Origin of the sequence: Treponema sp. Marseille-Q4130, assembly GCF_014334325.1 — a bacterium.
Classification (GTDB): Bacteria; Spirochaetota; Spirochaetia; order Treponematales; family Treponemataceae; genus Treponema_D.
Genome location: NZ_JACSET010000003.1, coordinates 109,533 through 135,636, shown reverse-complemented (window position 1 = coordinate 135,636; position 26,104 = coordinate 109,533). Strand labels below are relative to the sequence as shown.

Sequence of the window (26,104 nt, the reverse complement as noted above, 5' to 3'; positions counted from 1 at the left end):
ATCGTACCTCTGAATGCGACGCACATACATCGACCCGTTGTATAAAAGATACCGCGTATCGGCGCCTTATACAAGCGTGCGCATTTTCATGTACGTTTTCGGCAGCGTCCTTTATGCGATCCGGCAATGCAGCACAGTACGCGTGTTGACTTTCCGCGCTCTTGCGATACAATGAGAAGCGGGAGGCATCTCATTATGAAACTGACAAGCACGGCATTTGCCGACGGCGAAAAACTGCCGAAAGAATTTGCAAAAATGGGTGCGAACCGCATTCCGCCGCTGAAAATCAAAGGGGTACCGAACGGAGCAAAAAGCCTTGCCCTTATCATGCACGATCCCGATGCACCGTGTGCGGGAGGATTTTATCATTGGACGCTGTGGAATATTCCGCCCGAGACGACGGAGATCGGGGAAGGAGCTGTTCCTCGCGGCGCCGTAGAAGGAAAGACGAGCTGGGGTACGAGCGGCTACAACGGGCCGCAGCCGCCGTTCGGTACGCATCGTTATATCTTTTACCTGTATGCGCTTGACGCGACGATCGATCTTCGCCCGGGCAGCGACGTCAAAGCGCTCAAAGATGCGATCTCCGGACACGAAATCGAAAGCGCATCGCTCACCGGTATGTTCGGCGCGTTGGATAATTTCAAAAAATAACGTTATCTTGCGCGAACGAATCGACATACTTCGACGCAAAGCGACGGGATATTAAATCCTCCGTACGAATAAAAAACGCGGCATCGCTTTCGGTAAAGCAAAACGCCGCGTTTTTTTATGACTGTCAGCATAGGAGCGGAGAAAGCTGTCAGCTGTTATAAGCTTTCAGCATCCACGCCAATTTTTGATATCCTTTTGTAAAACCGTTGAATATGTCGGCCGTCACACCGTCGCCTTCTTTTTCCGCAAGTTCGACGATTTCTTTCGAATCTTTGATCCAATAGTCGGTGTCGGAAACGAGGGCGCGGATCGTCTCGTCGGCGGATTTCGGACCGTCGCCCAATTCTTTGATCGTCGCCATTGCAAGCGCTTCTTTCATATTTGAAACGGGATTGCCGCCGAGTGCGAGAATGCGTTCGGCAACTTCATCGAGGATGTCGTTCGCTTCGTCGTACAATTCTTCGAGTTTTGCATGAAGGGTAAAAAACTGAGTACCCTTTAAGTTCCAATGAAGATTATGTTTTTTGACATAATCAATCATCTGATTTGCAAGATACAGATTTAATTTTGATTCCAATTCTTTTGTCATATAAACCTCGTATTAGAAAGCGTCTGAGTTTTATGCAATTTCAAAAAATTGCACTACGCTAACTTCATTTAAAAATAATAAAAAAAACGGCAATCGTCAACAGTGTTGTGCCGATATTTCAAAAACGATATACAAGCGCGTGCACCTTTCGATCCCGTACCGTTTATTGCATATCTTCTTCCAGCCAGCGTTCGAAATCCTTTTCATCGTCGGGAGCGCCGTCGACGAAAGAGGGATCCATGTGCATTAAAAAATGCCAATCGCTTTCTCCCTTTTTTTTATACACGATCGCCTCTCCGTCTTCGGAACCGAAAAACGACCTGTCAACTTCGCAGCCTTGCCGTTCAAGTAAAATTTTTGCGCGTTCGTATGCGCGCTCCCGCTTTTCGATATACGCTTTCACTTCCGCATTGTCGATGACGTATGCGTCCACACGCGTATATCCGGCAGCAAGTCCCCGATTTGCTTTTTCCATATTCGGAATTTCCCGCCAAAGGATTTCCACATCTTCCGTATCCGGAAACATAAAACGGCTGAGCGGTATGCACTTGCCGTTGTATTCGATTTCCGTATAATCGGGAAGCAGTTCGGGGCGCAGCGTTTCGCGCACGTCGCAAAAATCGCCGTCCCGTTCTTCGGTCATCGCATAACCGGGAACGGATCGAAGACTCTTTTTCGCTTCGTCGATGTTTTCAAACAGGGCGAACGGCGTTTCATTTCCGTTTTGATTGAAAACCAATAGATACGTCGTTTGCTTCGGATCGGGCTTTTTGTCGTTTTGCCGTTCCGTTTCCGGCTTTTCGATTTCAGATGCAGCCCGTTCGATTTCCCCGCTTCCGGACACGAGGGCTTTCGCATCGCCGCTTTTTATCGCACCGGTTTCCTGCCGTACGTCTTTCGGCGCTTCGCTCGGCCGGCTCTTTGCCGTCACGTGCGGAACGGAAATCTTTATGACGCTCACCGCCGCCGCCATCCGCTCCGATACGGTAAAAGCTTTGCCGGTTTGCGTTTTCATAATCAACTCCAAACCGAACACTTTTTCCTTCGGATCTTCGACGATTTCGGCCGTACCGTCGCCCATAACACTCGCATACGCGGAACTGTATTTGCACGGAATGTCTCCGCCGGAAATCAGAGCGATGTCCGTTTCGAGTTCGATAAAAACGTTCGGATTTTTTTTAATACAATCGATTTTGCGCCCCTCTTGTGCGCTGTGCAGATAGAGCATCAGCACTCCGTCGGTAAAAACATAACCGTACTGCATCGGTACGACGTAGGGCACGCCGTCGTCGATCATGCCGACATGCACGACCTTCGCTTTTTCGATGATGCTTTCGATTTGCCGGCTATCGGTCACTTCTCTGTCTTTTCTTCGCATGCGAACCTCCGTACGCCCAGCTTTTTAGTATAACAAAGTTCGATTTACGTCAAGCGATGTATGTAACATCTCAAGGGCTGTTTTGCAGTATATGCAAAGCGGCCTCTTTTATTAAACTTCAGACGGCATATTGTAATCATTCTCTTTCCTCCGTTATACTGTCGCGTACAACGCAGCGGTTATTGTAACCGTTGTACGACGGAGGTTCTCTAATGCCAAGCGAAAAACGCTTCGTTTATTGTATGCGCTGTATGTCGATTGTCGTCGCACTTGCTATTTTTATGCTTTCATCGCGCTCAAAACTGCCGCTGCCCGATTCGGCATTGTTTCCAGGCATGGATAAAGTTTTGCATGCGCTCGCGTTCGGGTGCTTTGCGTTCGCTTTTTCGTATTGGCTCGGCAGAGATATGTGGAAGTCAAAGCTTGCCGTATGCGTTTTGATCGTGTGCATCGCCGCCGCCTGTTACGGGGCAAGCGATGAAATCCATCAAATATTCGTTCCCGGCCGTGACGCTTCCGTATACGATTGGATTGCCGACTGTACCGGCGCGTTTGCCGCGTCTCTTTTGCGCACGACAATCGTACGGCGAAAAAAGGACGCAGCCGCTTGACAATATGAAAAATCATTCCGCGTCGAAAGCCGTATCGATGAGTATTTTTTCGCCATCCGATTGGGGAAGAGATTCGACCCGCGTCAATTTTCTTTCGATGGCGCGGCTGCGCGTTTCCGCTTTTTCGATTTCATTCGTTGCCGACTGCAGCTTTTCTTTTGTCTTTGCCAAAACCGTGCCGAATTTTCCGAATTCCGTTTTTACCGCACCGAGCAATTCCCACACTTTGCTCGTCTCTTTTTGGATCGCGAGCGTGCGGAAACCCATCTGCAAACTGTTCAAAAGCGCCGTCAGCGTCGTCGGTCCCGATACCGTAACTTTAAAATCGTTTTGCAGCTGCTGCACAAAACCCGGAATGCGGTTCAGCTCCGCATACAAACTTTCGTACGGAACGAACAGTATGCCGAAATCGGTCGTATACGGAACTTCGATATATTTTTCTTTAATATCTTTTGCCATGCTCCGTATCTCGGAAACAAGCGCTTTTTTTTGCGATTCGATTTCGACCTTATCCGCTTTTTCATACGCCAGTGTCAGCTTGTCCCAAATCGCAACGGGATATTTCGAATCGAGCGGCAGATAGATATAATCGCGTTCCGTGCTTTTCGACGGAATCTTTACGGCAAACTCGACGACCTTTTTCGGATTGGACGGATTCGGATGTGCGTTTTTTTCGTATTGCTCGGCCGACAAAAAATCGCTGAGGATGGCTTCGAGCTGCACTTCGCCCATACCTCCGGCGGACTTTACATTTGTCAATGCGCGTTTGAGCCCGCCGACATCGCTTGCAAGATTTTGCATTTCGCCGAGTCCTTTTTGCACGGCTTCGAGCTGCTTGCTCACGATTTCGAACGAACTCGACAATCGCTTTTCAAGCGTCGATTGCAGTTTTTCGTCTACCGTCATGCGCATCTGTTCGAGTTTTTTTTCGTTGTTGTCCTGCATATTTTTAAGGCCGGCCTGTATGGTTTCCTGCTGTTTAAAAAGGTTTGCCTGCGTCGCACTCGACAGGCTGTCGAACTTTTGAGAAAGGAGCGCCATAAATTTTGTTAAATTATTAGTCAGGGATTCGTGCGTGTTTTTTGTCAGCGTATCAAGTTTTCCGTTTATCGATTCTTGGAATTTTACGAGCGTTTCGGTGTTTTCTTTTCGCGATTCTCTGTCGCTTTCGGAATTTTCTTTTCTGCTCCGATCGAATTCGTCTTTTAGATTTTTTTCGTAATTTTCAAGCCGATTGATAATCGTCCGTGAATCGGTTCCGCCGGTTTTAATGATAAGCACGATCAATAAAATGACGGCAAGCAAAAGCAATCCCGTGATCGCGATAAAAAACTGCAATTCCATAATCGAAAACTCCTTCGCCGCCCTTCGCTCTGCGATCCGTCGAAGCGGCTCTGTCGATGCGTCTATTGTTTTTCAGTATATCGGTATGCTTGAGCGCTCACTCTTCCCATAATTCGTTGAGGCGCGAGTCGAGCGCGGCGATGACGCGGCCGCGCGAAAAATGCAGTCGCTTTGCCGTAAGCGCGTCGAAAGTCGTAAACATCTGTCCGAGAAATACGCCCGCTTTGCCCGGCAAATGCAAGTGCGGCGATATGGCAAATTGCGAAAGGAATACCATGCCGGAGAGGATGCCGCTTTTATGCAGACCGACGAGGAGCGAGTCGAGCGTGATGTGGAATTTACCGAGCGAAAGGAGCACTCTGCCCGAGGGCGCAAGGAGCGCAAAAAACGTAATGCCGATAGTCATAAAAATTGACGGCAGCACTTTGATGCGGCCGCGTTTTTTTATTGCGGCCATTGTGAAAAAGGCTCCGGCGAAAATCCACACGATGCACACGCGCGCGATACCGGATACGCTTTTCGGAACGACCAGCCCGTGCAGTAAAAAGATCGGGAACAAAATCATTGCGGCGATAAACTGAACGCGCGAAGTTTTTGCGTCGGCATCGAGCGGGCTGCCGGAAGAGGGGGCAGCGGAAAAGACCGGAGCGCTTTCGGCGCGAGGACTTTGGAGCGAGGGGGAGACTTCCCCCCCTGCCGTATTCGAATCAAGCTGTTCGGAAAGCAGCCGCTTGTACCACGACGACTTCGCGCAAAAAATATTGACAAAAACGCCGAGCACGAGTCCGGTCACGAGTCCGGTGACAAAAAGAAGCGGGGCGATGTAGCGCGTTTGGGTGCCGAAAATCATTATGCGGGCAACGGCGACCTGTGCCGCATTGTTCGCAAGCGCACCTGCCAGACTCAAGCCGATGTTCGACATGAGCTTCGTTTTGTGAAAGAGCGCGTAGAGCAGGAGCATCGCAAAGCCGGAAGCGAACGAACCCGCTGCGGAAAACACGAACACGTATGAAAAAAGCGTGCCGGAGATGAGCGCCTGACCGAGCACTTTGAGCACGATGAGAAAGGCGACGTCGCGTTTGGACATCATCGCGAGCGAAATGAGGATCGGAAGGTTTGCCAGTCCGAGCCGCATAAACGGCAGCGGTTTCGGGATCGCGTATTCGACTGCGGAAAGAAAAAGACAGAGCGCCGCAAAAAACGGAACGCGCGAAGATCGGTCTGTATGCGTCATAGCGCAAGTATAGCGTATCGTGCGGAAAGCAACAACGGAGCGGACGAGGATGTAGGAACAGCCGATGGTATGGGGCAGGAGACGCGAGAGGACGGCGGATGGTGCGAGGCAGGCGAAAAGCGAGAGGACGGAGGACGATTTTTCGTTCTTAAAGAAAGTATACGAGTTTATCATAGGGCTTAAAGCACGATTTAACTCAAGGGAAAAATTTGTTGACAGTAAAACAAGGTCGGATATAATAACAGGAAGGAAACGGTATGTGTACAACAACCGAACCAAAGTAAAGTTTGTGAGACGAGGAAAATATGAAAAAATACTATATGCCGGAAAATATAATGCGTTTTTAGATATGATGTATTCTCTGAATTTTATTATAACTCGTATGAGGCTAAATGGCGTTATGAAAATCATTGATTTTCATTGACGTTGATGAAAAGGGTACTGCGTCCGTTTTCGGTTTAAGGTATAAAAAAATGAAAGCTGTTATTATAATTTATGAAAAAAAAGGTGATGAATATGTTCAAAGGAATAAAATACAAAATTCTATTTGAGTAAAATATAGCAAATGTACAGGTATCTCACATCTGTATGATATGTATTCTCCGGGACAGCCGTAGATTATTGAGCAAAAGAAAAATAGAGATGAAAAATGTTTACTACAAGATATGATGTTATAATGATTTCGATAAATATAATACGGTTCTAACGAAAAATTCTTTCTTTTTTTTAGGATTACATCATAACCGCCGTAACAATCACAAAAAACATTTTACAACTCGACATCGGTACATTATAATAAGACGATTTGAAAGAAGTTTCTGCAAGATATTTCCATCTTGGATATTCGACTATAGGAGTTTTAAATAACGGCAAAAAATGCTATATTTTTTATTGATTCAAAGACTACCTTTAATTATGGTAGAAATTCTGATAGAAAGAATGAAAATGATTGATTCTATAATTTTACGAAAAATATTTTTATCGTGTCTTTCAATAAGCTCAATATTTTTCATGAGCTGCAGGAAAATTGATGCGGTCTCACAAAACAAAACCGCAACTGACGCACCTTCGCTTAAATTGAATACGGATATAATAAAGTATCCGTAAACGAAATGTATTTTCATAAATAACATTTTGGAGGAAAACGGATTATGATAAAAAGAAATATTTTTTTATTTTTCGTATTATTATTTTTCTGTCCAATGTTCTCAGATAATATACAAAGTCTTTCGTTTTTTCCTATTGAGAAATACCAAGTCAATGATATTAAAATTGATGATATAAATTCATTAGATTTAACTTATTGGATTAAAGAAAATCCGTTTACCGAATTAGAACACACTAAATCAAATATAGAAATAAATAAGGAATTTATATTTCTTTCCGGTTTTAAATTTATTGTAATCAACACTATGTGGCGTGTAACGTATTTAGACGGAAGTGAGGAATATATATTTGATAGCAGCTTACTTGGAGTGGAAGGGGAGTATTTTTACGAGGTAAATAAAGACGGTAATATCGAAAATAATTATTTTATTATCAGAATTATAAATAATAAATTATTTGTATATGATAAAATAACAGAAGAGGAATCTATTTATATTTGTTTTAATAAAGCGCTATAGGATAAATAATTATTCGATTTAAAACACCGAAAAGATACAAGTATAAGTGTAGGTGAACAAAGTGTATCCTACTGTGCTAGCGGAGATAAACGATCAATGAAAAAAGCAATATTTATAAGAAATTTGATAATTGTGGTTTATCCTATACTTTTTATTTTTCTATTTTATAAGTTTCCTTTTCTAAGGGATGTATTGAATAGGTTGATAAAAAATTTTCCAGATAAAGCCAATGCTTTAATTTCGTTTATGTTTTTATTTATATTTATTCCGGAAATTGTAGTATTATTGAGTACAAATTACTTCTTTAGGGATCGGTAAATATTTTTACAAGCGGGAGCGGAACTCTTGGGTATGCCGATTTAAAACGGGAGATAAAAAATGAAAAAGATAATTTTCTTATCTTTAATAATGATAGGAACAAACTTTGCGGCTTATCTTTTTCCGATATAAAAAATCATCATTACAATATACTTTCGAATAATGAGCAAATATGTTCCATTAGCATTCGGGATAATGATTTCAATACTTATGCGATGAAATATGAAAATGATACTGATAAATTTGTAATACACTCAGACGATATTGAAGGTAAAAATATTGTTTATGCAATAAAATATTCGGATATACCGCAGATAATCAGCAGTAAAGATTTTTTCGCTAACGGAATAGTCATTCAAGCAGAGGAACCGGCAAAATAAAAGTGCTTACTATAAATCGCGATTGTTATATAGGGGCATCTCGACACAAGCAGGTTCGGCAACCATATTGCAATTTATATGCCTACGGGGCAAACAACCCGGTACGCTATATAGACCCGGATCGCGATTTACAAAAAGTCAAAAATCGAGCAACACAGAGAGAAATTTGTCATAGAATGATTTTGTACTATTCAATCGAATTTATAATTTTGCGATCGTCGTGCCGCCGTACATGGATTTCCAATCCCCGTTGAACGCATCCACGGCATCGCGGACGGAAGCGAAGTTCGCACCTGCTTTTAAAATATCGTAGCTTGCCGTACAGCTTTCAGCTCCGTTTACGAACGCGGCGACAAGCTGTCCCGTATTTTTAAAGCTTGCTCCGAGAATTTTACAATCGCCGTTCGAAGACGCGGTCAAACCGGAAAGTTCGCGGATGACGCGATCGGGATCGCTGCCTATGTTCATCATTCGGTTGTAGTATACCGCGATATAGTTTGCGCCGCTCATCATTGCAAGTGCGCCCTGCACCGTCGAATACACAGCCGTCGCGGTGACGTGCCGTCCCGTTGCCGAAAGCGCTTTTATCGCAGCGAGTCCGTCCTGCGTAACCGGTATTTTAATGAAAGTGTCGCTACCGAGTTCGCGGATAATCCTTTCGGCGTCGTCGAGCATTTCGTCGCAGCGACCGCTGGAAACCTGCACATGCAGCGGACAGATGTTTTTGCATACGCTTTTGATTTTTTTCAAATGTGCAAAAAAATCCGCAGGTCGTTCGCGTTTTAGGATCGTCGGATTCGTTGTGATGCCCGAAACCGGCAGCCAACCGATCCCTTCCGTAATTTCGTCGATGTTTGCCGTGTCGAGCATGAGTTCCATTGCATACCTCCATACATCGCTGTAGTTGAAACTCGGGTTTATTATATCGTGTAGTGTGCCTTCAGCTCGGCAAGATAGGCATTGTAAACGTCTTCGTATCGCGCGGCGTTTTCTTTTTTCGGAATGATTTTTTTATCGGAAAAAGAAACGTGCGCTTCACACAGCGATTGTATATCGCCTTCGCCGCACGCGCTCATCGCAAGTATGACGGCGCCCAAAGAACCGGCTTCTTTATTTTCCGGCGAAACGAGTTCCACTTGAAAAACATCGGCGATGATCTGCCTCCACGGCTCGCTGTTGCTTCCGCCGCCGACGACAGCCATTTGATACAATCGTATTCCTTTTTCCTTTAACAAATCGTATCCCCAGCGCAAACCGAATGCGACCGATTCGGCAGCCGCGCGTATGATATTTTCCTGCGTGATATTTGCGATCGTCAGTCCCGTGATCGAGCCTTTCGCGTGCGGCAGCGGCGGCATGCGTTCCCCGTTAAAAAACGGAAGCATTATTATCCCGTCTGCGCCGGGTTGCGACGCAGCGAGTTTTGCATCAAAGGTTTTTAAGTCGAGGGCAAAGAGATTTTGAATCGCCGTCGTCGTCGATGTCGCGTTCATCGTGCACACGGTCGGGATCCAAGAATTCGAAATCAGATTTTGAATTTGAATGATCGACGGATAGCGTGACGGTACCGCATCCGTGTATACGCTCAGCACGCCGGACGTTCCGAGATTGATCGTACCGACACCGTTTTTGACGATCCCCGTGCCGACGGCGGCCGTCATATTATCGCCGCTTCCGACGGCAACTTTGCACGCTGCCGAAAGTCCGTATTTTTCCGCGATATCGGAAAGGAGGCTTCCGACAGCCTTATCGTCAGAAACGATAGGCGGGAGCGCCGATAACAGTACACCGGAAGAATCGATCGCATCGATCATTTCGCGATTCCAGTCTTTATGCAGCACATCGAAATAACCGAGGCCGGAAGCGCTGCCGATGTCCGTACAAATAACGCCCGTAAGGTAATAATTGATATAGTCTTTCGGATTTATGACGTATGCGATTTTTGAAAAGATATCGGGCTTGCAGCGTTTAAGCCACACCAGCTTCGACGCCGTATAACCGACCGGAATCGCCGTACCGATTTTTTGTATGACGCCGTCCGTGCCGCCCGCTTTTTCGACGAGGTCATCGTTGTCGGCAGCCGTTTCCGTGTCGTTCCACAGCTTCGCATTATACAGAACGTTTTTATCTTTGTCCAAAACGACAAGCCCGTGCTGCTGCCCCGAAACGCCGATCGCCGCGATTGCATGCCTGTCTCCGGAAAACGAAGCGAGCGCCTGTCGTAGCGCAGCGTCCAACGCATCGATCCACCACCGGGGATCCTGTTCGCGAAGTCCGCTGTTGTCCGAAATCAGTTTATGACCGCTGTTGCCGACGGCGACGATCCGTTTCTTTTCCGCATCGTAAATGATTACCTTTGTACCCTGCGTACCGCAGTCGACACCGATGTAAAAACTCATCGAGTCTCCTAATACTCGTACGTCAATTCCGACATGCCGACGAGTTCGGTAACCGTTGTACCGAATTTTTTTGCGACCGCGTACGATGAAATCCGCGCGATATTGCCGGCGGTATCGTATTTGTAGATTTCTCGTGCAATCGTTTTGTTATCCGCATCGCTCGTCGTGATTTCGTTGAGCACGCCGTCGCTGCCGTAGCGGAAGTAACTGCGTTTTTGTACCGCGCCCGTCCCGTCGATAAACGTAATCGCATCGATTTTGCCGCCGTCCGTATACGCGTAGTCGATTTCTTCGTCAAGCGAACCGTCCGCATAGTAATGGCATTCGACCGAAAGCCTGCCCGCATCGTCGTACGCATATACGATCTTCCATACGAGCTCGCCGCCCGCGCCGTAGTACGATTCGTCGGTAAGGAGATTACCGGTATACGTGTAAATCGTTTTGCTTTTTAAACCGCCGTCTTTTCCGTATTCGGTTTCGTCGGCTTTATTTCCTGATGAGCCGTAGGTAAGGGCGCTTTTCCAGATAAGCCCGTTGTCCGCGTTGTAGCCTTCCTGTGCGGTAAGTTTTCCCGACGCGTCGTAGGTATTTTTGATTTTATTGACGAGGGTTCCGCGTCCCGTCATCTCGGACGATTCGATTTCCCGTCCTGCCCTGTCTAATGCACGGACGATTTTCATCTCCGGCGTGCGGAAATACTCGCCGAATTTCGACGTAATACCGTAATCGGTACGCGTATAATTTTTTACCGTACCCTTAAGCGGAAGATACTCCATGACATCGAATGCAAACACAGAAACGCACATGACAGCCGCAATCAGCGCGGCGAACATCTTTTTCATACAGCCCCCGTAATTACCGAATCGTTAAGATTGCTTTTTATCAATGTAAACTTCGAATTATTATACACGCAATCGGCGGCCTTTGTCAAAAAGCAAAAAGAAGGCCTAGCGTTTTTTGAGAACAAAGCCTTCATACTGATACTGCGTAAAACCTTTTCGTTCGCGATCATAATAACTTGATGCGCTCGTTATGAACAGCGTCGTTTTATCGTCGAGCGCAACGGTAAAATCTTCACCGCGTTCGGGCAGGGCAAGCAGCGCATCGAAAATATCGTATTCGGTTTTCTGCACCGACAGCGGTATCCTTGTAAAAACCCTGCCGCTGTCACGGTTTCTATAACCGGAGTCCGATACCGGCAACAAAAACGCATACGGGGCTATATCAAAGGGTTTGGAACGGCTCCGCGTATATACTTTGTATTTGTATATGTAGGCACCTTCTTCATTAATGGAAAATCCGAAAATATCCTGAAAACCCTCATCGCCGGAACGGGCATCTTCGCCGGCATACGCGGTCTTATGTTCGCTCAAAAGTTCGTCGTATGCACTGACCATCGCGCTGCGTTTTTCATACGGAATTTGAGAGATAACGGATTCGGCGGGCAGCGCAAAATACCCATCTGTATAATAGCCGCACTCGTGCAAAAGTTTTTCAAGCCGCGCTTTTTGTTCTAAAGAAGGAACACGAGTGAGGCTCAAAGGCGTAAGGGTCGATACGGCGCACAAAAACGCGGCAAAAAGGAGCCACGCGCGAGGCGCATTTTTTTTAAGCAATACAACGACGATAAAATACAAAACCGAAACGGTGTACAATAACCCCGCCCATCGCATCGCCGTCAATCCGTACGCGTCAAAGCGGATCCATACCGCAATAAGCTGGGCTGCGATGCAGGGCAGCATCACAAAGGTTCCTATCTTATAAAAGATATCCGACGCGCGGCCGGGAAAAGCTTTCAGCGTACAATAAAAAAAGAGATAAAAAGCCGTTGCCAGCGACACAAAAATATTTATCTGCCCGCCCGGCATATTGCGCGTAACAAGGATTTTTGCCAAATACACGTACAGCACGGCAACGTAAATCACGTAGACGGGGAAAGCCGCATAGAATACGAGCGCTTTATACATGCGCGCAACGGGGAATTCCGCTTTTTCAAACGACAGCTGCGATAAAAATACGTTTACGGTTATAAGGGCTTGTGAAAAGACGGAGATCAATAACATATATTCATCGATATTTTTTATCGGGACGATGAGTTCGTTGACTGCCCAAAGGCTTATCCAAAGACCGACGGAAGCAATACCGGCGATCCATTCGGCAAAAACGACAGCTTTGAGTATGTGCAAAAAAACGGTTTTTTCATTGAAAGCGGTTACGCAAAGATACAAGACAATGAGAATGCAAATACAGATACCGCCCCAATACGCAAGCGAAGCATAATTGAACTCATCCATTTTTTTGGCAAGAAAAAAACCGGGAATCCACAATGCGACTGAAAACACATAGAGCGCGGCACGGATTTTCCGCGAAAGCGAAAAGCGCAGCGCGGCAAGTGTTGCGGCCGTAGAAGTAAAAAACGCGAACGCCGAAGCGAAAGCTGCGTGCAGCACAGCATCGTTCAAAGAGGAAACGGCCTTTCCTGCTTCGTTTTTCGGTTGAGGCGCAAACAAATAAATCGCCGAACTTACAAAAACCGCAAAGCCGAAAAATGCCGGAAGCGGAAAGCGGCGTACGCCCGAAAGCGTTTGATTTATAAGACGGCGAAAATAATTTTTTATATTCATAACGCTATTGTAATCGCCGCCCCGACTTTTGTCAAAAAGCGAAGAACACAAAAGCGAAGAACACGGCATTTACACGGCGAGTTTACAAAGCAAACTCTGGACTGACATGAAGACGAAAACGATCTGCCGAACGGCGATTTTGCGTTCCGGTTTTATTTTTTCCAAAATGCGGGCAGGAAATACAAAATCATCGTATAAAGTTCGAGCCGCCCGGCGAGCATTGCAAACGAATACCACCATTTAACCGCATCGGGAAGGAAGCCGTAATTGCACACCGGCCCCAATTTTCCGAAGCCCGGTCCGACGTTTCCGACCATCGACAGCGCACCCGTCAAAGCGCTGAACAGATCCAAATCGAAAAGGCAGCCGACCGCCGTTGTGATAAACACGAGCAAAAGATACAGCGAAACGAAAGCGGCGACGTTCGGCGCCAAATCTTTGCCGGCGACTTTTCCGTTTAATCGAATATTGAATATACCGTGGGGATGCAGCATTTTTTCGGTTTCGTTGTGCAGCTGTTTTGCAAGGACGACCCAGCGCACGACTTTTATGCCGCCTCCGGTAGAGCCTGCACAGCCGCCTAAAAAATAGAGTATAAAAATTAATAATTGTGCAGTCGGCGCCCACGTTGTAAAATCCGCGGTGCCGAATCCCGTCGTCGTCAAAATCGAAGCGACTTGAAACGAACCGTATCTGAGCGCCTGCAAAAACGAACCGTACTGTTTTGTGATAACGAACGCAATACCGAGCGAAGCCGCAATAAAAACGGCGAAATACGCTTTTAATTCCGAGTTATCGCGGATCTCCGAAAATTTTCCGGTTACGGCGTAGTAATACAAACTGAAGTTGATCCCCGATAAAAACATAAACACCGTACAGATGACGTCGATCGAAACGGATCCGTATGTGCCGACGCTTGAATTTTTCGTCGAAAAGCCGCCTGTGCCGAGCGTCGCAAACGCGTGCGAAAGCGCATCGATAAAATCCATGCCGGCAAACAAGAGCAGCACCGTTTGCACGACCGTAAGTGCGGTATAGGAAATCCACAAAATTTTTGCCGTCGTCGTGATCTTCGGTGTCACTTTGCCTTTTTCGGGACCTGTCGTCTCCGCTTTGATGAGCTGAAAACCGCCGACGCCGAGCAGCGGCAAAAGCGCAACGGTGAGCGCGACGATACCCATACCGCCGAGCCAGTGCATTTCACACCGCCACAGATTGATGCTTCGCGGCAGCGATTCGACTTCGCTCAAAATCGTCGCTCCCGTAGTCGAAAAGCCGCTGACGCTTTCGAAGATCGCATCGGCAAAGTGCGGGATCGCTCGACTGCACCACAGCGGCAGCGCGCCGAACACGCTCCCGGAAATCCACGCAAGCGCGACGATGATGAAAGTACCGCGCGTCGAAAGACGTATTTCCGTTTTTCGCCCGGCGATAAAGATGACGATCGCCGCGATCCAGCTTGCGACCATCGGAACGGCGAACGAAGCGATGACGGCAGTCTCTCCGAGAGCGAGCGCCGTGCCGATCGGAATTAAAAACGAAACACCGATAAATGCGACGATGATCGATATGATTTTTAAAAATGTTAAAACCGCCATGACGCCGCTCCCCTATTTTACGCTGCCGCCGAAAAATGAAACGACGTTGCCGTTTTCTTCCGCAACGGTGATAAGGATAACGTGATCGCCTGCGTTGAGGCGCGTATCGCCGACGGGAATTTCGTAAACTTGCGAATCGTATTTTTTGACAAGGAGGATCAAAAACACGCCGGGATTTGCGATATCGCGGAGCGTTTTATTAACCGCCTTCGAATCGCCGGGAAGAACGCACTCGATGATTTCCAAATCGCCTGTCGTCACGGTGTGAATTTCTTTAACGGATTTTCCGCGCAGATGGCTCATAATCGAATCGACGACGGCATCGCGGATCGGAACGGGTACGTCGACGCCGAGCTTCCGCGAAATCGACGAAAAGGCCGAACTCGTAACGAGGCTTATCGATTTGCCGACACCGAGCGATTCGAGGTAGGCCGCAAGCACCATATTCATTTCATGATTGTGCGTTGCGCAGATCGCCAAATCGAACGACGCGATCCCTTCTTCCTGCAAAAAAGCTTCGTCCGTCGCATCGGCGCAAAAAACTTTTGCCGACGGAAAGCGCTCGGATGCGGTTTTCGTCAGCTCTTCGTCACTGTCGATGATGACGAATTTTTGAGGCCGTTTGATAACCTGCTTCGAAAACAAATTGAAAAGAGAGCGCTTTTCTTTCGGCTGAATCAATCGTTCCGCGATGATCGTGCCGATCCTTCCCGCTCCGATAAGCGCGATGTTTTTCAATTCTTTTTGCTCGGAACCGCAAAGCGCGAGCAGTTCGGAAACGTCTTCTTTGGCGACGATCACGCCGATGCTGTCGCCGGGATTGAGAACCGTATTGCCGCTCGGAAGAGAGGTTTTGCCTTCTTCTTCCACGTACGCGATGAGAAAGGGCTTGTCGGTAAGCGCGCGGACGGTCTGCAGCTTTTGTCCCGCAAGCTTACTTTCCTTTGCGACCGTCATACGCGTCAGCTCGTACGCATTGTTTCCGAAAACCTGCACATCACTCACCGCACCGCTTTCGACCGCTTGGACGACAGCTTCGCCGGCTTCCACGTCGGGATGGATCATATAATCGATACCGTACAGAGGCCGATGTTTTCCGCCGAACGAATCCGCGTGACTCTTTTTTGCGGCCGCCGTGTTGACGTAGTACGCGTAGTTGCGTACGCGCGCGATCTTCACGATGTCGGGATAAACCGCATCGACAAGCGAACAGGTTATCATATTCACTTCGTCGTTTTCAGTAACGCATACGAGCGCGTCGGCTTTCGCGATACCCGCTTCTTCGAGCGTTTCCAAGTCGTTCCCGTCGGCGAGCATCACCGTACAGTCGAGCTGATTCGAAACGTGACGCACGTTGTTTTCATCGTTGTCGATGATCGCGACGGTATTTTTTTCGTTGATCAATAATTTTGCAAGCTGCACGCCGGTAAAACCGGCACCGATAATAACGATCCGCATCAAATATTCCTTATTAATTAATTTGAAATTTTGTTAATCACAATACTCATAGTATTAGATTCAACTTCGAATTTCCTAAAACTTGCCATTCGTCCTGTTACTCTTTATCTTCCTGAGACAATTTCGATTTTTTCCCGGAAGCGATCGTCGCCGATGCGATCACCGCCGCACACACGATCGCCGCGGCAGCAGCTTCGAGCAGCGCGTTCGGCAGCAACAACAACAGCACGGCGATAAAGCCCTTGCCTCCCATCGCGCTCATCATCCTGCCGCCGGTAAAGATATACAGCGCGCCGACGACAAAACACGTATGCACAAGCGTCGAAATAAACGCGGCAAACGCGGCGGAAACCGTTTTCGGCAAATGCGGAATGAGCGACAAAAGCCGCCATAAAAGCCAAGCGGCTACGGCAAGAAGCGCACGAGGCAAAACCGAAACGGCGGGATTGATAAAAAGCGGATCGAGTGCGCCGGTCGGCGTTATCGCCGCAAGGATCAAACTGAACACACCGAACACCGTGCCGACAGCGATCCCCGAAGCGAGAGCCGATGCGCCTCCCGACAGCATGACGGCGAGCAAAACGGGGATGTGCATGATCGTAATCGATGCGTTCGGGCCGAGCGGGATCATGCCGAGGTGGAGCGGCGGCATACCGAGGACGACGACAAGCGCGCAGAGCGCGCCCGTCAATGCGATTTTTCTGTTTCGCGATACCGTTTTTTCCATACGCTGTATCATAGCGAATTATTATGTGTCTGGCAACGAGAACGGAAACACGATATAAAAAACATCGATTTCGATTGTAAAACATTGAAATTTATGTTGTAATAATACTGAACGATAAAAACACGGTGTTTGTGTGAACGGCGCAAATTATCAAGAAAACAGCGATTTTCTCACCACGCAAATAATTACCTATCTCGGAAACAAACGTTTATTGATAAGTAATATTGAAAACGAAGTAAATACGATATCGCAAAAATTGCAAAAAGAAAAAATGATTTGCGCGGATATTTTTTCCGGATCGGGCATCGTTGCGCGCATGCTGAAAAAACATTCCGATACATTGATCGTAAATGATTTGGAAAATTACTCCGTCGTAATAAACAGCTGCTATTTAATAAATAAAAAAGAGTATCCGGCAAAAAAATGTTCCGCACTCAGAAATGAAATCGAAAATCAAAGCATACACAAAAAATACAGCGGCATCATTTCACAAAATTATGCGCCGAAAAACGATAATGATATTTTACCGGGCGAAAGAGTTTTTTATACGCATGAGAACGCCGTGTTGATCGACACGTACAGAAAACTCATCGACGAAATCGTCGAAGAAGACGGATTGAAAAAGTTCTTTTTGGCGCCTTTGATCACGGAAGCGTCTGTTCATGTCAACACGAGCGGAGTTTTCAAAGGCTTTTACAAAGATAAACATACGGGGATCGGCTGCTTCGGCGGAGCCGGTAAAAATGCCCTGTCCAGAATTTTCGGAAAGATAGAATTGAAAGAGCCCGTCTTCAGTAATTATACATCGAAGCTGCATGTTTATCAAAAAGATGCGGTGCAGATTTCCAAAGAGTTGAAAGATTTGGATATAGCATACCTCGACCCGCCGTACAATCAACATCCGTACGGATCGAATTATTTTATGCTGAACCTCATTTTGAAAAATAAACTTGATACGGAAATCAGTAAAGTCAGCGGTATAACGCAGGGTTGGAATCGCTCCGTATTTAATAAAGGACATGCCGCGTTAAATGCACTGGAAAAAATAATCGTCAATTTGGACAGCAAATTCGTGATCATCTCTTATAATTCGGAAGGTTTTATATCCTTTGATGAAATGCGAGATATGCTGCATAAATACGGAAAATGTAAAACACGGGAAATCCGATACAACGTTTTTCGCGGAAGCAGAAATTTAAAAAAAAGAGACATACACGTTTGTGAATATTTATTTATTTTACAAAAATAAGGAATTGTTATGCGCCGACATGACAGTTTGCGAAAACGCATTGAACAACATAAACCAAAAAACATAAAATCGGCGCTGTTTATTATCGGAGTTATACGCTTATGCTTCCGCTTCTTTACAACAAAATAGACCGCGATGAAATGAACGCTCACCTGCGCGCTAAAGGTTTCGCTCCCGTTTACACCGCATCGGCGAAGTCGCGCATCGTGCTTGTCGGGCAGGCACCCGGACGGATCGCACAGGAAACGCGAAAACCGTGGAACGACGCAAGCGGACGGCTGCTTCGAAAGTGGCTCGGCGTAACGGACGAACAGTTTTATAACCCCGATCTGTTTTCGATCATGCCTATGGATTTTTATTATCCGGGAAAAGGCGCGCACGGAGATTTGCCTCCGCGGAAAGAATTTGCAAAAACATGGCATCCGAAGCTTTCGGCGCTTATGCCGGACGTCCGCCTGACGATTTTGGTGGGAGCGTACGCGCAAAAATATTATTTGGGAATGCGGGCGAAGCGAAACTTAACCGAAACGGTAAAATATTTTAATAATTATCTGCCGGAGTATTTTCCGATCGTGCATCCCTCTCCTCTCAATTTCGGCTGGAGAAAGCGCAATTCGTGGTTCGAAAAAGAAGTAATTCCGGTGCTGCAAGCTCTCGTACAAAAAGCGATGTGATACACTTGCGAAACTTGATTGCGGAGTTTATAAAATATATAATTCATCGGAATCGTTTAAATCGGAAACGCAAGCCGGTGATATAATAAAAATGAAGTTATGGTAGAAAGCGGTTATATTCCGAAAAAAAAGAGGCGATAAAAACTTGAAACACAAAAAAACTATATACGCCTGCGCAATCGGTATTTCGTTTTCAATAATTTTATTATTTTTTATTTTTACGGAATCGTGGATTTATACTCACGATTATTACGGACTACTGAAGGACACAAGCGGTACTGTATATATTCTAAAAAGCGTACTTCCGAAAAACGATTTTCTCGCCGCAGACGGTATTTTATTAAAACTCCCGTACGGCTATGCTAAAATACACTCAAACAGTGCAATGGGGTTTTTGCCGTTTACGGATAATGTTTCATGGATACAAGAGTTAAATCGTGCATATAAATTTGTCGATCAGTTCGGATCAAATTATGTATGGCTCGATGAAACGAACAAGAGATTGTTGCTCGTAACTTTAAAGAGAAGCGGATTGATAAATTACCTCATCTTTCATACCAAACCGATCGTGTAATAGGTCGAAGAGCGCGTTTGGAAAGATCGACCAATATATTTCCCTCGTGTTCCCCGTTTCGGCGCACAGGATTTTCAAGTCATACCACACAAAGCAAACGATATTTTATTTACCTTTTCCTATCATACGACCGATACATAATTCGTACACAATGTCCGATATATCGTCTGCCGTTTTATCATATTTGGAAACGCTTTCTCGCGAAAAACTTATCGAATTAATAAATTATTTCGCCGCGACACATGAAGATATTCGGCTTACCCTTGAAGAAAAAGCCGGCGCCGTAAGCACAAAAGCGGAACCGGCCGATATATTCGTACAATCACCACCGGAACTGCCGGCAGCGGACATATCCACAACGTCATCGCAAGTCCTTGTTACTCGAAACAGTACACCGCAACAAAAAATCGATTTATATACATCGCTCTTTGTCGGCCGACAGGATGTCTTTGCGCTGCGCTGGTACAACGCAAGATCCAACAAAAGCGGCTATTCGCCGGTTTGCGAAAACAAGTGGCAAAGCGGAAAATGCGATATGAAAAAATATTCATGCGCCTCCTGTCCGTTTAAACTCCCCGTTCCGCTTTCCGACGGCTATATTTTTAATCACTTGGCGGGAAAAGATTCCGCTTTCCGTGATGTCGTCGGTTTATATCCGCTTATGGAAGGAGATGTATGCCGCTTTCTCGCATTTGACTTCGACTCGCATACGGGAAGTTCCGATGCGTGGAAAAAAGATGCGGCGGCCGTACGTAAAATCTGTGCTGCGTTTTCGGTTCCCGTTTCACTTGAAATATCGCGATCGGGAAAAGGCGCTCACCTTTGGATTTTTTTCAGCGACGCTGTTGCCGCAAAACGAGCTCGTAATTTTGGGGCATTGATTTTACAGGCTGCGATGAACGAGCGGCATTCGCTTCCGTTTGAATCATTCGACCGTATGTTTCCCAATCAGGATGCGATACCGAAGGGCGGCTACGGTAATTTGATCGCTCTGCCGCTGCAGGGACAGGCGGTAAAAAATAAGTGTTCGGTTTTTGTGGACGAAGATTTTATTCCGTTCGATGACCAGTGGGCATATTTAAATTCCGTCAAAAAATTGTCCGAAAAAGCCGTGCAGGCGCGCTGTACCGAAATTGCAAAGACCGTGTCCGATTTTTTGCCGAACGATTTCGATATCGGCGGTATCAATAAACCGGACGATCTCTATACCGACGAAATTGATAAAACAGACAATATTATTAAATTCGGAAGAGCATATAAAATTATTAAAAATTCGCCGAGCGATAATTCGGCGCGGAATAAATTATTGAACGTTTATTCAAGCGATCCGAACGCGCAGTCAAACAATCAGCCGGCACAAAACGCTCCGTCATCGAAAAGCCCGCAGCTTACGCAAAAAGATTTTTCTTCAGTTGTGCACATCACATTCTCCAACCAAATCGAAATTGCAAAAGCCGGAATATCAGAGCGAGCTCTGGGAGTTTTTCGGCGGACGGCGGTTTTCTTAAATCCGGAATATTTTAAAAACCTTCACATGCGGCTTCCGTTATATAATATCCCTCGTTATATCGATTGTTCCGGTGAAACGGAAAACGCTTTGCTTTTGCCTCGCGGCAGCCTCGCTCAAATCGAAAAATTATTAAAAGACTGCAATACGCCTTACGAAATCACGGATAAACGCGAACAGGGAATACGCATTGAAATCAATTTTACCGGAAAACCGTACGATGAACAAAAAGCGGCTTTACAGGCGATGCTTAAATCGGATATCGGTATTTTATCCGCCGGAACGGGTTTCGGAAAAACGGTAACCGCCGCCGCTCTCATTGCGGAACGAAAAACGAATACGATGATCCTCGTGCAGACGCATGCACTTTTGGAACAGTGGAAAAAGGCCGTCAAGCGATTTTTAAATTACGAAGCGGGAACGATCGCCGCAGGCAAAGATACGTCGTCGGGGATTATCGACATCGCAATTATTAAATCGCTTACGGAAAAAAATTCGGATGCGGTAAAACTGCGGCGGCATACATACGGTATGCTCATCGTCGACGAGTGTCATCACGTGTCGGCATTCGGGACGGAAAACCTCGTAAAGAGCTTTCGTGCAAAATACGTGTACGGATTGACCGCAACGCCGATACGACGCGACGGTAGGCAAAAGATTATCTTTATGCAGTGCGGGCGGATCCTCTATGCGACGACTGCGAAACAGATGAACCGTGTACAAAACTTTGAGCATTATTTTATTCCGCGTTTTACGAACTTTCATATCGCTTCTGAAAACACGAAAGATTCAAAAACCTCAATTCAAAATTATTATTCCGAAATGGTACAAGCGGAGGCAAGAAATTTATTAATCGTGTCGGATGTACGATCCGCCGTTAAAGAATGCCGTACACCGCTCGTCCTTTCCGACAGGATCGAACATTTGAAATTGTTAAAAGACTATCTCAAAGACGCAGCGGACAATGTCATGGTGATTACAGGCAACGGAACGCAAAAGCAAAAGAAAGAGCAGCTGGAATCGCTCAACAAAGTTCCCGCAGCCGAATCGCTTGTCGTGCTTGCAACGGGAAAATACGCAGGAGAGGGTTTTGATAATCCGCGGCTCGATACGCTTATGCTTGCAATGCCGTTCAGCTGGAAGGGCACGCTTGCACAATACTGCGGACGCCTGCACAGAAATTTTGCAGGAAAAGAAGAAGTGCTGATTTATGATTATGTTGATTTCCGTATTCAAGTTTTCGATCACATGTACCGGAATCGCCTCAAAGGCTATAAGCAGCTCGGTTATACGATAAAGCCCGATTCCTATTCGGCTCAAAACGGAGCGGTACCGTCAAGGCTGTATTCCGTCGACAACTGTAAAACCGATTTTATTAAAGACTGCATGAGTGCAAAAAAATCAGCCGTCATTTGCTCGCCGTATCTTTCCAAAACCGAAGTACAAAAATTTTTACCGCTTGAACCGAAAATACTTTCAAACGGGTGCAAAATCTTTATCACGACAAGGTTGCATGAAGATAAAGACCTGCAAAAAAAGCAGCAGCCGTATATCGATATGCTCGAAGCTGCGGGTGCTGTCGTTTTTGCGAAAGAAAATGTTTCGCAGCGGCTTGCCGTTTTCGATGAAAAAATTTTGTGGTACGGCAGCATCGACTTTCTCGGATATTCCGAAGCGGATAGCTGCAGCATCCGTATCTGCAATGCGGAGATCGCGTCGGCTGTAGAAGCGGAAATTATTAAATGACGGCAGGCCGCCGTACACAACGTACAACCGTGCAAAACCTATCTCGTACGTTTTTCGTTTTTAATCAACGCTATATTCCTTTTGTCCAATTCCGTAAGCATCGCATCCGAATAATTTTTATTTTCTTTATAAGAAGCATAATAACTGTTATAAAAAAACTTTTGCAGAATTTTATCTTTGAACGGTCGCCCGTGCTGTGCATATACCCCGTTACGAAGCAGCCTTAACTGCGTTTTATTCAGCGTATGCAGGTATTCGGCCGATAATTCATCTTTCAGTTTATCAAAATCGAGTATACCTATAGGGATATTCCGGAATGTGACCAATGTCTGATAAAATCTCCGATTTTTATCCCGTTCTTCATATTCATAGGAAAGCGAACACGACCACTCTTCATTGACTTTCCACTCTTTTATATATTTACGATGATCGGAGCTGATCGAACCTGTCGGCTCATCCGTTTCCGGGCCGTATTGCTCGTTTAACAGGACGGTCAATTTTTCAAAGGCATCCTCTGCGTTTTTTTTGCCGCCCGAATCTTCATCGCCTTCCCAGTGCTTCGAGCCTATTATAATAGTGTCGTAATAGGTACCGACATAGTCGTCGCCGTAAAACTCTTCATCCTGGCCCCAATAGCAGTCTAAAAGCCACATACCGTCGCTTTCTCTGACGTACCTATCCTCGTAATAAAAACCGGGTATTCCGGCATACGGAGAAGTGGGTAAATCAGTCATAGGCTTAAAATCATACTGTTCGGGCGCATTTTCAAAATTTATGCCCATAATCCATGGCCGAGATTCTCTCGAAAAAACGGTTTGAGTGTTAAAAATAACAGTCAATACAAAAAAAATTATGATAGTTTTTTTCATCGGTTTTATCCTGTCTTTACCGTACGACCGCGGGGTTATCGAATCGGTACGGTTTTGCGGCAGCGTATCCGCGGCAGGCGGCAAAATGTCCGCCGCCGCGTCACGCATTAATTGCTCGCCGCGTTGATCGCCAGTTTGTCGCCGCGTCAATCGTCAAACGCTATTTTTCCGATGCGTTTTTTGCAGCGCTTTCGCCGGCAAGTTTTCCCGACGTAATCGCCCATGCATTGTTTGCACCGGAAGGAGAATCGTCGCCCATAACGCCGCCGCCAACTTCTCCTGCGGCATAAAGACCGGAAAGCGCTTTGCCGTCCGTACCGACAACCTGCAGAGTATCTGTCAAAACCAAACCGCCCATCGTCGTCGCAAAGCGCGGCTTTTGTTCGACAAGGTAATACGGACCGTCTTCGATTTTCGCTTTCATAAAGTTTGCCGGACGTCCGAAAGCCGAATCGGTTCCCGATGCGACATAAGAATTGTACGTATCGATCGTAGCTTTAAGAGATGCCGCATCCATATTCAAAGCGCCGGCCGCCTCTTCGATCGTCGTTCCGCGTATAAAAATCGGAGCGCGCGAACCGTTGTTTTTAAGCCATGCGTCGATATTTTCTTGAGAAATACCCGCGTGCGCGAGGCGCTCTTTCCACATATCGAAAGTCTTTTGATCCATGAATAAAAAGAGCATTCCGTCGGTTTGCCGGACTTCGGTTTCGAGGATCGTGCGGTTCGACGCTTTTTCGTTTACGACGCGCTTTCCTTCTTTATTGATAAGGATCGCGCTGCCCGAATTGAACGCGACAATGTTTCCCGCGATCGTCGACTTCGCCATACCGGGAGCAATTTCGACGCCGTTCGGATAGCGCTTGCCGTATTGCATGAGCTGCCGCTGCGCACCGAGAGTATCGCTCAACAGTAAACCGTCGCCGGTCGCATTCGACCTGCCGTAGTACAGCGATTTTTGCAGATCTTCGGACAAAAGCGATTTGTTTGCGCCGTAGCCGCCCGTCGCGATGACGACCGACTTTGCCGTTATATCGTATGTATTACCGTCAGAATCTTGGGCGATCACACCGACGACCGTGCTTCCGTCGCGTTTTAATTCGGTCGCCCTTGTATTCAAGCGCAGGTCGATGTTCGTCGACGAAAGCTTTTGCAAAATACTTTTCATAAAGGCGCTGCCGCCGCCGAAGTAAGCCAATTCCCTGTCGTTCGAATATTCGGCGAGTTTATGCAGACCGCCTTTCATATCGAACTGGACGCCGGCGTATTCGTTGAGCCAATCGGTCGCGTCTCCGACATTCCGCGCAAAAAGCGTCAGGGCGCTTTCGTTGTTTTTGCGGTCACCGTTTTTCATAAAGTCCGAAACCATGCTCTGCACCGAATCGTTTGCGACACCGGCTTCCTTTTGCAGTTTGGAACCCATAACAACCTGATTGCCGCCGCTGACGACGAGGGCGCCGCCGATCATGCCGGTTTTTCAAAGTCGGCAGGATTTCCGCCCGCTTGTGCAATCGCCTGTCTGACCGCGTATTTAACGGCGCTTGATGTAACCGTTGCGCCGGATACCGAATCGACGGCAAGGCTGTTCGCTTCAACTATCTTTTTCGGCAAATCGACAAGCGCCGGATCCGACAGCACGTCGGTTTCGCTTTCTTTGGTCACCGTTACAGCGGAAATCTTTTTTGTCGAAAAGCTCACCGTAAGTTCGATCGGGCCGTTGTGCCCCGTAACGCTCACCGCATAGTCGCCGTCTTTTACGGCATTTTTTCCCGCACAGCCTGCCGCCGTAAAAACGGCAAGCAACAGCGCTAAAACCGCATAGCCCGTAAAAAGTATTTTTTTCAACGTAATCTTCATGCAATCCTCCGTAAAAGTGAAGTCTCCTTAAGAACACCATATGATAAAAGAGATGACGCGTCAATGATACTGCCGATAGTCTCATTGATCGGGAGAGCGAAAGCGGATTATATTTTTCGTAATGTCTTATGGAATTATTAACGATTTATTTTCGTAAAAAAGATTTATTAAAATATGATATTGCAAAAAAATATCAATTTTCGAAAACGCCGAATGTATTTCAATTCACGTTCCGGTAAGGGAGCGACGTATACTCAATGGGATTTTCCGTGCTATGATCGGTTTCAATTCACGCTCCCGTGAGGGAGCGACGTAACTTTTCGGATCGCGCGTAAGTACAAAACGGTTTCAATTCACGCTCCCGTGAGGGAGCGACCCGCTATCTTGATGGCGCCGCCGACACGCTCGTTGTTTCAATTCACGCTCCCGTGAGGGAGCGACGTTGGAAGGATGAAATCGGACGCATCAAACTGTTTGTTTGAATTCACGCTCCCGTGAGGGAGCGACCGCACGGATGCAAGTGCGCACGACTGCCGAAAGTTTCAATTCACGCTCCTGTAAGGGAGCGACGTATTATCAGAGCTTAAAGAAGCGGTTGAAGTCGTTTCAATTCACGCTCCTGTAAGGGAGCGACCTTATTGTTATAGGATAGTCGTGCATCCGTGTAAGTTTCAATTCACGCTCCTGTA

The 26,104-nt window shown here is 46.5% G+C and carries 21 protein-coding genes and 1 CRISPR repeat array (1 of these 22 running past the window's edge); of the genes, 7 read left to right on the top strand and 14 right to left on the bottom strand.

Annotated features, from left to right (window positions below; all coding sequences use genetic code 11):
* Positions 1-195 precede the first annotated feature (195 nt).
* On the top strand, positions 196-654 hold the full coding sequence (locus H9I36_RS04365; protein WP_187384159.1) for a YbhB/YbcL family Raf kinase inhibitor-like protein: 459 nt from the start codon (positions 196-198) through the stop codon (positions 652-654).
* Positions 655-802: 148 nt separating this feature from the next.
* On the opposite strand, the gene H9I36_RS04360 is transcribed toward H9I36_RS04365, so the two are convergent.
* A complete protein-coding gene (locus H9I36_RS04360; RefSeq protein WP_187384158.1) occupies positions 803-1,243 on the bottom strand; it encodes a Dps family protein in 441 nt (146 codons plus the stop codon).
* Positions 1,244-1,406: 163 nt separating this feature from the next.
* Complete coding sequence (locus tag H9I36_RS12800) at positions 1,407-2,621, bottom strand: pyridoxamine 5'-phosphate oxidase family protein (protein WP_222864639.1); 1,215 nt, start codon at positions 2,619-2,621, stop codon at positions 1,407-1,409.
* A gap of 212 nt (positions 2,622-2,833) precedes the next feature.
* Here H9I36_RS12800 and H9I36_RS04345 point away from each other — a divergent pair, with 212 nt between their 5' ends.
* Positions 2,834-3,232: a VanZ family protein gene (locus H9I36_RS04345; protein WP_187384157.1), complete on the top strand. Its 399-nt coding sequence runs from the start codon at positions 2,834-2,836 to the stop codon at positions 3,230-3,232.
* A gap of 12 nt (positions 3,233-3,244) precedes the next feature.
* Here the strand turns inward: H9I36_RS04345 and H9I36_RS04340 are convergent, their stop codons facing one another.
* Together H9I36_RS04340 and H9I36_RS04335 are read right to left on the bottom strand one after the other, a co-directional pair.
* Entirely contained in the window at positions 3,245-4,576 is a 1,332-nt protein-coding gene (locus H9I36_RS04340; protein WP_187384156.1) for a DNA recombination protein RmuC, read from the bottom strand.
* Between the two features lie 97 nt (positions 4,577-4,673).
* On the bottom strand, positions 4,674-5,810 hold the full coding sequence (locus H9I36_RS04335; RefSeq protein ID WP_187384155.1) for a Gx transporter family protein: 1,137 nt from the start codon (positions 5,808-5,810) through the stop codon (positions 4,674-4,676).
* 1,151 nt (positions 5,811-6,961) lie between these two features.
* On the opposite strand from H9I36_RS04335, the gene H9I36_RS04330 reads away from it, so the two are divergent.
* Both H9I36_RS04330 and H9I36_RS04325 read left to right on the top strand, forming a co-directional pair.
* Entirely contained in the window at positions 6,962-7,435 is a 474-nt protein-coding gene (locus H9I36_RS04330) for a hypothetical protein (RefSeq protein ID WP_187384154.1), read from the top strand.
* Positions 7,436-7,968: 533 nt separating this feature from the next.
* The gene (locus H9I36_RS04325; protein ID WP_187384153.1) at positions 7,969-8,133 is read left to right on the top strand and encodes a hypothetical protein; all 165 of its coding nucleotides are present in this window, start codon (positions 7,969-7,971) and stop codon (positions 8,131-8,133) included.
* A gap of 201 nt (positions 8,134-8,334) precedes the next feature.
* On the opposite strand, the gene H9I36_RS04320 is transcribed toward H9I36_RS04325, so the two are convergent.
* The 7 genes from H9I36_RS04320 to H9I36_RS04290 form a co-directional block, all read right to left on the bottom strand.
* Entirely contained in the window at positions 8,335-9,012 is a 678-nt protein-coding gene (locus H9I36_RS04320; protein ID WP_187384152.1) for a fructose-6-phosphate aldolase, read from the bottom strand.
* Between the two features lie 41 nt (positions 9,013-9,053).
* Positions 9,054-10,532, bottom strand: a complete 1,479-nt coding sequence (gene xylB / locus H9I36_RS04315) for a xylulokinase (protein WP_187384151.1) — start codon at positions 10,530-10,532, stop codon at positions 9,054-9,056.
* An 8-nt stretch (positions 10,533-10,540) separates the two neighbouring features.
* Positions 10,541-11,374 carry a hypothetical protein gene (locus H9I36_RS04310; RefSeq protein ID WP_187384150.1) on the bottom strand — a complete coding sequence of 278 codons (834 nt, stop codon included), beginning with the start codon at positions 11,372-11,374 and terminating at the stop codon, positions 10,541-10,543.
* 105 nt (positions 11,375-11,479) lie between these two features.
* The gene (locus H9I36_RS04305) at positions 11,480-13,156 is read right to left on the bottom strand and encodes a DUF4153 domain-containing protein (RefSeq protein ID WP_187384149.1); all 1,677 of its coding nucleotides are present in this window, start codon (positions 13,154-13,156) and stop codon (positions 11,480-11,482) included.
* Positions 13,157-13,308: 152 nt separating this feature from the next.
* Positions 13,309-14,754 carry a TrkH family potassium uptake protein gene (locus tag H9I36_RS04300; protein ID WP_187384148.1) on the bottom strand — a complete coding sequence of 482 codons (1,446 nt, stop codon included), beginning with the start codon at positions 14,752-14,754 and terminating at the stop codon, positions 13,309-13,311.
* Positions 14,755-14,766: 12 nt separating this feature from the next.
* Complete coding sequence (locus H9I36_RS04295) at positions 14,767-16,212, bottom strand: NAD-binding protein (RefSeq protein WP_187384147.1); 1,446 nt, start codon at positions 16,210-16,212, stop codon at positions 14,767-14,769.
* Between the two features lie 97 nt (positions 16,213-16,309).
* A complete protein-coding gene (locus H9I36_RS04290) occupies positions 16,310-16,939 on the bottom strand; it encodes an ECF transporter S component (RefSeq protein WP_187384146.1) in 630 nt (209 codons plus the stop codon).
* A gap of 133 nt (positions 16,940-17,072) precedes the next feature.
* On the opposite strand from H9I36_RS04290, the gene H9I36_RS04285 reads away from it, so the two are divergent.
* The 3 genes from H9I36_RS04285 to H9I36_RS04275 all read left to right on the top strand — a co-directional run bounded on the left by H9I36_RS04285 (position 17,073) and on the right by H9I36_RS04275 (position 22,689).
* Entirely contained in the window at positions 17,073-18,188 is a 1,116-nt protein-coding gene (locus H9I36_RS04285) for a DNA adenine methylase (RefSeq protein ID WP_187384145.1), read from the top strand.
* A 101-nt stretch (positions 18,189-18,289) separates the two neighbouring features.
* A complete protein-coding gene (locus H9I36_RS04280) occupies positions 18,290-18,862 on the top strand; it encodes a uracil-DNA glycosylase family protein (protein WP_187384144.1) in 573 nt (190 codons plus the stop codon).
* A 725-nt stretch (positions 18,863-19,587) separates the two neighbouring features.
* A complete protein-coding gene (locus tag H9I36_RS04275) occupies positions 19,588-22,689 on the top strand; it encodes a TOTE conflict system archaeo-eukaryotic primase domain-containing protein (RefSeq protein ID WP_187384143.1) in 3,102 nt (1,033 codons plus the stop codon).
* A 38-nt stretch (positions 22,690-22,727) separates the two neighbouring features.
* Here H9I36_RS04275 and H9I36_RS04270 read toward each other — a convergent pair whose 3' ends face one another.
* From H9I36_RS04270 to H9I36_RS04260, 3 genes are all read right to left on the bottom strand, one after another.
* Positions 22,728-23,423 (bottom strand): YARHG domain-containing protein, encoded by a 696-nt coding sequence (locus H9I36_RS04270; RefSeq protein WP_187384142.1) that lies wholly within the window; start codon positions 23,421-23,423, stop codon positions 22,728-22,730.
* Between the two features lie 295 nt (positions 23,424-23,718).
* Positions 23,719-25,026, bottom strand: coding sequence for an FAD-dependent oxidoreductase (locus tag H9I36_RS04265; RefSeq protein WP_187384141.1), 1,308 nt, complete (start codon positions 25,024-25,026; stop codon positions 23,719-23,721).
* Positions 25,023-25,415: an FMN-binding protein gene (locus tag H9I36_RS04260; protein ID WP_187384140.1), complete on the bottom strand. Its 393-nt coding sequence runs from the start codon at positions 25,413-25,415 to the stop codon at positions 25,023-25,025. The genes H9I36_RS04265 and H9I36_RS04260 overlap by 4 nt, the downstream gene beginning before the upstream one ends.
* A 217-nt stretch (positions 25,416-25,632) precedes the next feature.
* Positions 25,633-26,104: direct repeats of the CRISPR family, unit length 31 nt; unit sequence GTTTCAATTCACGCTCCTGTAAGGGAGCGAC; it runs 462 nt beyond the window's last position.

Coding starts and splice junctions, on each gene's coding strand:
- H9I36_RS04365 (WP_187384159.1), top strand. CDS start 196: ATGAAACTGACAAGCACGGCATTTGCCGACGGCGAAAAACTGCCGAAA.
- H9I36_RS04360 (WP_187384158.1), bottom strand. CDS start 1,243: ATGACAAAAGAATTGGAATCAAAATTAAATCTGTATCTTGCAAATCAG.
- H9I36_RS12800 (WP_222864639.1), bottom strand. CDS start 2,621: ATGCGAAGAAAAGACAGAGAAGTGACCGATAGCCGGCAAATCGAAAGC.
- H9I36_RS04345 (WP_187384157.1), top strand. CDS start 2,834: ATGCCAAGCGAAAAACGCTTCGTTTATTGTATGCGCTGTATGTCGATT.
- H9I36_RS04340 (WP_187384156.1), bottom strand. CDS start 4,576: ATGGAATTGCAGTTTTTTATCGCGATCACGGGATTGCTTTTGCTTGCC.
- H9I36_RS04335 (WP_187384155.1), bottom strand. CDS start 5,810: ATGACGCATACAGACCGATCTTCGCGCGTTCCGTTTTTTGCGGCGCTC.
- H9I36_RS04330 (WP_187384154.1), top strand. CDS start 6,962: ATGATAAAAAGAAATATTTTTTTATTTTTCGTATTATTATTTTTCTGT.
- H9I36_RS04325 (WP_187384153.1), top strand. CDS start 7,969: ATGAAATATGAAAATGATACTGATAAATTTGTAATACACTCAGACGAT.
- H9I36_RS04320 (WP_187384152.1), bottom strand. CDS start 9,012: ATGGAACTCATGCTCGACACGGCAAACATCGACGAAATTACGGAAGGG.
- xylB (WP_187384151.1), bottom strand. CDS start 10,532: ATGAGTTTTTACATCGGTGTCGACTGCGGTACGCAGGGTACAAAGGTA.
- H9I36_RS04310 (WP_187384150.1), bottom strand. CDS start 11,374: ATGAAAAAGATGTTCGCCGCGCTGATTGCGGCTGTCATGTGCGTTTCT.
- H9I36_RS04305 (WP_187384149.1), bottom strand. CDS start 13,156: ATGAATATAAAAAATTATTTTCGCCGTCTTATAAATCAAACGCTTTCG.
- H9I36_RS04300 (WP_187384148.1), bottom strand. CDS start 14,754: ATGGCGGTTTTAACATTTTTAAAAATCATATCGATCATCGTCGCATTT.
- H9I36_RS04295 (WP_187384147.1), bottom strand. CDS start 16,212: ATGCGGATCGTTATTATCGGTGCCGGTTTTACCGGCGTGCAGCTTGCA.
- H9I36_RS04290 (WP_187384146.1), bottom strand. CDS start 16,939: ATGGAAAAAACGGTATCGCGAAACAGAAAAATCGCATTGACGGGCGCG.
- H9I36_RS04280 (WP_187384144.1), top strand. CDS start 18,290: ATGCTTCCGCTTCTTTACAACAAAATAGACCGCGATGAAATGAACGCT.
- H9I36_RS04275 (WP_187384143.1), top strand. CDS start 19,588: ATGTCCGATATATCGTCTGCCGTTTTATCATATTTGGAAACGCTTTCT.
- H9I36_RS04270 (WP_187384142.1), bottom strand. CDS start 23,423: ATGACTGATTTACCCACTTCTCCGTATGCCGGAATACCCGGTTTTTAT.
- H9I36_RS04265 (WP_187384141.1), bottom strand. CDS start 25,026: ATGATCGGCGGCGCCCTCGTCGTCAGCGGCGGCAATCAGGTTGTTATG.
- H9I36_RS04260 (WP_187384140.1), bottom strand. CDS start 25,415: ATGAAGATTACGTTGAAAAAAATACTTTTTACGGGCTATGCGGTTTTA.